The 7101-nt window shown below is 52.2% G+C and carries 5 protein-coding genes; 1 reads left to right on the plus strand and 4 read right to left on the minus strand.

Going from position 1 to position 7101, the window contains the following annotated elements:
- Positions 1 to 141: 141 nt before the first annotated feature.
- Positions 142 to 1860, minus strand: a complete 1719-nt coding sequence (locus HMPREF2572_RS10295; protein WP_070498365.1) for an ABC transporter ATP-binding protein/permease — start codon at positions 1858 to 1860, stop codon at positions 142 to 144.
- A 235-nt stretch (positions 1861 to 2095) separates the two neighbouring features.
- Positions 2096 to 3130 carry a TonB-dependent siderophore receptor gene (locus HMPREF2572_RS10300; protein ID WP_246827808.1) on the minus strand — a complete coding sequence of 345 codons (1035 nt, stop codon included), beginning with the start codon at positions 3128 to 3130 and terminating at the stop codon, positions 2096 to 2098.
- Between the two features lie 89 nt (positions 3131 to 3219).
- On the opposite strand from HMPREF2572_RS10300, the gene HMPREF2572_RS14370 reads away from it, so the two are divergent.
- A complete protein-coding gene (locus HMPREF2572_RS14370; RefSeq protein WP_148132329.1) occupies positions 3220 to 3756 on the plus strand; it encodes a hypothetical protein in 537 nt (178 codons plus the stop codon).
- Here the strand turns inward: HMPREF2572_RS14370 and HMPREF2572_RS10305 are convergent.
- Positions 3732 to 4115 carry a TonB-dependent receptor plug domain-containing protein gene (locus HMPREF2572_RS10305; protein WP_070498368.1) on the minus strand — a complete coding sequence of 128 codons (384 nt, stop codon included), beginning with the start codon at positions 4113 to 4115 and terminating at the stop codon, positions 3732 to 3734. The genes HMPREF2572_RS14370 and HMPREF2572_RS10305 overlap by 25 nt on opposite strands.
- A 345-nt stretch (positions 4116 to 4460) precedes the next feature.
- Positions 4461 to 6674 carry a TonB-dependent siderophore receptor gene (locus HMPREF2572_RS10310; RefSeq protein WP_070498370.1) on the minus strand — a complete coding sequence of 738 codons (2214 nt, stop codon included), beginning with the start codon at positions 6672 to 6674 and terminating at the stop codon, positions 4461 to 4463.
- Between the last annotated feature and the right edge of the window lie 427 nt (positions 6675 to 7101).

Here is a 7101-nt window from a genome sequence, read left to right on the forward strand (position 1 = left end):
GCTTTGAAATTCAATGTCTTAAGCGCAGGCAAAAAACTGCGGGCAAAAAAACGCCTCCTGCCGGGAGCTGGCGGAGGCTATCCAAGGAGTTTTAAAAGTAACCCTAAAGAACTATGAAACTAGTCAGAAAGAACTATATTACTAATCTGAACGGTTTGCAAGCTCGTTGAACGGTCTTAAATTAACTTTACGTCCGAACAAGGCTTGGATTTCGGGTTGATGGCTGATGCCGATGACGAGAGTGTCGGGAAGGTTTTGCTTGAGAACCTGCATCAGCGTTAATGCGGATTCGCCGTCGAGCTGGTTGGTGGCTTCATCGAGGAACAGGATTTGCGGTTTGTTCAGCAGCGCGCGGGCGAGGCTGAGGCGTTGCTGTTCGCCGCCGGAGAGGATGCTGTGCCATTCGTATGGTTCGTCTAAATTATTTTTCAGGCGGCCTAGCCCGACTTGTTCCAAGGTCGTCTGAATAAGTCGGTCGTCTTGGCAGGCGGGGTGGGGATAGCTGACTGTGTGGCGCAGGGTGTCGGCGGGGAGGTAGGGGTGTTGGGGCAGGAAAAGGAGACTGCCGTCAAGGGCGAAGCTGCCTTGGTAATACGGCCACAAGCCCGCGAGGGCGCGCAACAGGGTGGATTTGCCGATGCCGCTTCTGCCTTCGAGCAATACCCATTCGGGGGAGTGGGCTTCGAGGTTGATGTCGGTGAGCAGTGGGCTGCCGGTTTGGGTGTGGACGGTGAGGTTTTGCAGGACGAGGATGCCGCTTTGGCGGCGGTTGTTTAAAGTCAGGGCGGGTGCGGGTGCTGGGCGGGCGGCACTTATTCCTTCTTGTTCGACTTGTTCCAATGCCGTCTGAAAACCGGAGAGGCGTTCGACGACTGCCGCCCATTCGATGAGGCGGCGGTAGGAGTCGGTGAACCAGCCGAAGCTGTCTTGGACGCGGGCAAACGATGTGCGGGTCTGCATCATGTCGCCGAAGGTCATGGTTTTGGCGAGGTACATGGGCAGGGTGGCGAGGATAGGGATGAAGATGCTGATGCGCACATAGGTTGCCCAGAAGGTTTCTTGGCGGAATTCGCAGTTGGTGAGCCGCCGCCAGTTGTCGCGGATGCGGAGGTAACGTTGTTTCAGACGACCTGTTTCGGCTCTGCCGCCGTTGTAGAAGGCGATTTGTTCGGCGTGGTCGCGCACGCGCAGGAGGGCGGCGCGGTAGTCGGCTTCGCGGTGCTGGCGGTCGATATTGAGGTTTTTGAGTTTGCGGCCGACGAGGTGGGCAATCAGGGTGCTGATGACGGAATAAATCAGGGCAACCCAGACGAGGTAGCCGTGTATGGTGATGTCGCGCCCGCCGATGTTGAAGGTCTGCACACCGGAGAGCGTCCACAATACGGCGACGAACGCGCTGAATTTGGCAATATTATTGATGAAGGAGCGGAACAGTCCGATGCTTTTGTCGGCGAGGAGGTAGATGTCTTCGGCAATGCGTTGGTCGGGGTTGTCGGGTTCGCCGGTCAGGCGCAGGCGGTAGTGTTTGTGGCCTTCGAGCCAGTTTTGCTGGAATTGTTCAGTCAGGTGGGTGCGCCAACGGAAGATGAGGCGTTTTTGCAGCCAGTCGCCGCAGACGATGCAGCCGATAATCATCGCCATGTAGCCAAGGTATTCGACAATGAGCGCGGGCATGGACGCACCGTCAAACGCAGCCAGCGCGTCGTAGAAGCGTTTGTCCCACGCGGCGATCCAAACGCTGATGGTGATGGAACAAAGGGTGAAGCCGATGAGGACGGCGAGCATCAGCCATTGGATGCGCCCGTGCGCCCCTGTCCAGAAAGGGCGGGCGAGTCGGGAGAATTTTTTGAGGATGTTCATGGATGGTGTGTTGGTACAAATAACGGGAGGTCGTCTGAAAATCTACATTAGCGGGGGAACGGTATCAGACACGCTATCCGAAACTTTTGTTTCCTGCTGGGTTTCAGACGACCGTTTGCAGATGTTCAAATGAAAATACCGATGCCGTCATGTCGGGATGGGCAGCATGGCGGCAGGACGGGAGGTCGTCTGAAAGCCGGATGGTGTTTTCAGACGACCTCGCTTTATAAAATGGCTACATCTTCCACTTGAAGTTCAAGGTTACATTGCGTGGTTGTCCGTAGAAATGTCCTTGGTAGGTAGCGCGGTGGGCGTAACTTTCGTAATAGCGTTTGTCGGTCAGGTTGTCGATTTTCAGGCTGAGTTTGGCGTGTTTGGAGGGTTCGTATTGTACGGCTGCATGCCAAACGGCGTAACCGCCCAAATATTGTTTCTCTCCGTCCACCATAATCGGGCTGGATTTGCTTTGGATGTTGACACCGCCACCCACCGTCCATTTGCGTGCCGCATCGGGCAGGCGGTACAGGGTATTGAGGCGGAAGATATGTCGGGGCGTGTGCTGGCTGAAATCGACCCCTCGACCGTTGCGCTCTGCGGTACGCTCGGCGGCGGTGGAGGTATAACGCCTTTTGTTGAAGGTGTAACCTGCGAAAATCTGCCAGTCGTCGGTGATGTTGCCGGCAATTTCGGCATCAATGCCGCGGCTTTCCATGCGGACAGGCGTGTAGATGGCGCGGTCGCCGCGTACGAATGGTCGGACATCGCCTGTTGCGGGGTCTCTACCCAACCATGTGTTTGTGGGCTGGTTGTGTTTTTCGGTTTGGAACAGGGCGATGCTGGTGTTCAGCCTGTTGTTGTTCCACGCGCCTTTCCAGCCGATTTCGTAGCTGTTGCCCATCACAGGCGACATAGACTTGCCGTTGATGTCGTAATACTCACCCGGATAAAGGAAAATGCTGGTGTAACTTGCATATAGGTTTTGTTGCGGGGTGAGGTCGTAGGTAATGCCTGCGTAGGGGATGAAGCGGCCTTTTTTATAGTTTCTGTCGGGGTTGTTCATCCATGACAAGTGTTGGGACATCCGCCAGCGGCTGTAACTTGTACCAAGCAGGATGTGCCATTTGTCGGTGAGGTTCAGGCGGGTGGCGATGGTCGCCGTGTGAGTATTCGGGACGGTTTGACGCGTTTCGAGCATGCGTGAATTGTTCCAATCGGGTTTGGCGATTTCATCACCCGTCCAAGAAAAAACAGGATAGTTGCCATCTTTCAAGGGTGTGCCTCGCCACATATTGATAAATTTACAAAAAATGCTAGCAAAAAATGCTAGAATAAGCCTTTGATTTTATCAGAGGCTTTTTTGTGAAAAAATTTATTATTTATTCATTGACCACTTTGGCATTATTATCAGGCTGCTCCACTACCAAACCTGTGGCCACCACCAAACCTGTGTTAGATACCTTATCTATGAAGCAAATTCACAGCGCAAATTATGGTGCTTATCCAAGCAATTACCAATCTAGTGTTAGACAACATTTGCAAAGAAATTTGTTAGATTATGACAGCGCAAAAATTGAATTTTACATGAAACCTGTCAAAGTATTTTATACAACTACGTTAGCGTTTGATGGTTTTCTTTCCGCATTTAAAAGCTCACACGAGGGAGAAAATTGGGCAGGTTTTCCAGTGTATCTTGCTTGCGTGAATGTCAATGCTAAAAATACATATGGTGGTTATACAGGCTGGCAAACTTATGAATATTACTTTCAAGGTGATACATGGTACACAACTGGTTCAGCTGGTTCAAGCTATACCTGCACGCATGCCGCTCAGAGTGCTCAGAGTAAAGATATTTATGTTATCAATGGCGCCACTCATAAGTTAAAAATTGTGCCGTAAGTGCGTTGAGTGTAAAAATGCCCAAAACTTTGTGCTTTATGCATACCTGTCGCACCGCGCACGACTTCGATGCGGTCGTAAAGTGCGGTATCGGTCAGCTGTTTGGTATCGTGCGGATTGTTGCCGCACATGGTGCAGACGGTCGAATTGACGCCGTCTTCGCTGATTTGAGCGATACTGAAGCCCCTGGATTGAAAGCGGGTTTGGAAACCCTGTTTGTACATATGCAGTCCTGTGGTGGTTTTCAATGCTTCTTCCAGCGTGGTCGCGCCCGAATCATCCATCTGTTTGCGTGTGATAACACTGACGGATTGCGGCGTGTCTTTGGGCGCAAGCGGCAGGCCGGTAGCAGTGGACATGGTAGGTACGGTGTAGCCGTCGCGCGAAGCGATACTGCTTTGCTCGGTTACGGTACGGCGGACTGTTCGACATGTTCCGTCTGATCGGCGGTTTGGGCGGAAAGTTGCAGCGGGACGGCGGCAAGCAGATAGGCATAACGAATCGGATGGTTCATCGCAGCTCCTTCAAGTGGGGATGAAGAGGTTTTTATGGGAAAGGGGTCGTCTGAAAACCCAACGGCGGTTTTCAGACGACCCCTTTCTTTTACAGCAACGGCAACCGTTTCCTGTCTGTCAGAAGCAGGTCGGATAGATTGCCGAATATGATTTGGTTATTGTTTTTTTAATTTTGCTACCGCAGACGGACTACATCTTCCACTTCAGGCTGAACACGGCATTTCGCGGTTCGCCGTAGAAGCTGCCGCTGTTGGCGGCACGGCTGTATTGGTTTTCGTAGTAGCGTTTGTCGGTCAGGTTGTTGACCGCCAGCCCCAGTTGCAGGTTTTTGCTTGGGCGGTATTGGACGTTGGTATTCCAAATGGTGTAGCCGCCTTGCTTGATGGAGCCGTAGGAGTTGGCGGTTTTACTGCTGCTCTTTAAGCCCAGTCCGACCGTCCATTTGCCGTCATCCACCGGCAGGATGTAGCTGGTGTAGAGGCGGAACATATGCTTCGGCGTATGGCTGCTGAAGTTGTAGCCTTTTAGGCGCGATTCAACATTGTTACCGACGCTGTTGCGGTTGGTGCTGCGGTTGAAGGTGTAGCCTGCGTAAACCTGCCAACGGTCGGTCAGGCTGCCGGAGATTTCGGCGTCCAAGCCGCGGCTGCTTTGATCCAGCGGTTCCCAATAAGGATGTGGCTTGGCATTGACGCGTTGGTTGTTGTTGTCTTTGTCGGTGCGGTAGAGGGCGACGGAAGTATTCAGACGGCCTTCGTTCCATTCGCCTTTCCAGCCGATTTCGTAGTTGCGCCCCATAATCGGCGGCAACAGGTTATCGTTGTAGTCGCGGTTCATCGTTTGTTTGAAGATGGACGTGTAGGCGGCGTAAACGCTTTGTTTAGGCGTGATGTCGTAAGTGATGCCGGCATAAGGAACGAAGCGGTTGCGTTTGAGCGAGTCTGATGAACCTGCTACCCCGTCTTTGAAGTCGCGATCCCAATAGTAGTCGCGTTTCCAGCTGGTATAGCGTCCGCCTGCGATGATGTGCAGTTTGTCGGTAGGATTGATGCGCGCCCCCAAACCGAAGGCATGGGTAGTATAACGGCCGTCGCCGCCACGGGCTTTGGCTGTGGCGGAATCCCAATCGGGTTTGGCTTTTTCGCTGCCGTTGAACGCATCTGCGTTATAGGTACTGCTGTCATCAAACCAGCGGTTGCTTGAGTTCACCTTCTCTTTGGAATAGCTGTGCATGAAAAAGAGGTCGTGGCTTTGGCCGAAGGCGAAGATACGGCCGGTCAGGTTGTTTTGGAAAGTAAACTGGCGGCTGTCCGTGTCGTAGCGGTCGAAGCTGTAAGTTTTGCCCAAACCGTCTGTACCGATGCCGTTACCCGTGCCGCCCAGCGTGTAATATTCTTTTAAGCTGTCGCTTTTACGCCAGTCCAGCTTGCTGCTCAGTTTCCAGTTGTCGTTGAAATAATGTTCAAATTCGGCAAAAAGGTTGTGTTTTTTCAGACGGGCTTCGTTCCAATCTGCGCCGAGATAGCGGCTGCGTTTCCATTCTTTGCCGTCTGCGCGCATGGGCAGTCCGTCGGGGTCGGGCGTTTTGGTTTGGTTGAGATAGCTCGCGCCCCAAGTGAGCTTGCTGTTGTCGCCGATGTCTTTGTCCATCACGCCGTAAAGCAGGATGTCGCGGCCGCCGGATTGGTCTTGGAAGGTTTTGTTGCTGCCAACCGAGCCGACAAAACGTCCGCGCAGGCCGTGTTCCGGACTTAAAGCACCCGATGCGTCAAACGTGCCGCCCACTCTGCCCCATGTGTTGGCCGTCAAATCGGCGGAAAGCTGGCGTTTGGAGGTCGGTTTCTTACGGACGGCGTTAATTGTGCCGCCCGGTTCGTTGTTTGCCTGCGTCAGCCCGGCCGCGCCGCGTACCACTTCGATGCGGTCGTACATCGCTATATCGGTTACGCTGGTCGGGTCGCCGGACGGACCACCCAAGCCGAATCCGCCGGGCGAACCGATTTGAGTGGCAATGCCGTCTTCTTCAAGTTGCTCGATAAAATAGCCGCGCGACATAAAATGCGTGCGCCCGCCGCTTTTGAAGACGTTGACACCCGTAGCGTTCTGCAACGCGCCTTCGAGGCTGGTCACGCCTTGGTCTTCAAGTTGTTTTTTGGTGATGACGCTGACGGATTGGGGAATTTCCCTCGGAGAAAGCACCAATCCCGTAGTCGAGCGCATCGCGGATACGGTATAGCTGTTTTGATTTTCGGTACGCAGACTGCGGTTTTTGCCAACCACATTGACCTGCTTTAATTCCACCTGCTGCACTTCTTCAGCGGCTTGAACGGCTTGCGGCAGAGCGGCAAGGCAGAACGCTAAGGTGCTGAGTTTGAAAAGGTTCTCTTTGTTTGTATTGTTCATTTGGTTGATTCCAGATAAAGCTGTTGTCGTAAAATGTTCATTTTTATTTGATATTTATAACCATAAAAACTATAAATATTCAAAGTATTATGTTTTTCAGACGACCTGCGTCAGATAAAATGGACGGATTTTATCAAATCCCGACGGATAAAAAAATGTTGCCGCCGGGCGGAATACCCAATGGCAACTGCTTATCCAAGGTTGCAAAGATAGATATAAGGAACTAGCTGAAAATTAGTTATAAAGAACTATAAACTATCTGTAAAAAATGGCAACCGTTTTTTCAGACGACCTCACGTTTTTTCACATACTCTTGCCATAAGTCAAAATTCTGGCCGGCAATAAAATACCCCTTCTTCTATTTGGCGGAAGAGGGGGTATCTGCGTATCAGTCAGTTTTATAGTGGATTAACTTTAAACCAGTACG

Origin of the sequence: Neisseria sp. HMSC064E01 (assembly GCF_001808875.1) — a bacterium.
GTDB lineage: Bacteria > Pseudomonadota > Gammaproteobacteria > Burkholderiales > Neisseriaceae > Neisseria > Neisseria sicca_A.

What these genes read in the sequence shown, in the direction of transcription:
- HMPREF2572_RS10310 (WP_070498370.1), bottom strand. Translation starts at nt 6,674, where the DNA reads ATGAACAATACAAACAAAGAGAACCTTTTCAAACTCAGCACCTTAGCG.
- HMPREF2572_RS10295 (WP_070498365.1), bottom strand. Translation starts at nt 1,860, where the DNA reads ATGAACATCCTCAAAAAATTCTCCCGACTCGCCCGCCCTTTCTGGACA.
- HMPREF2572_RS10305 (WP_070498368.1), bottom strand. Translation starts at nt 4,115, where the DNA reads ATGTCCACTGCTACCGGCCTGCCGCTTGCGCCCAAAGACACGCCGCAA.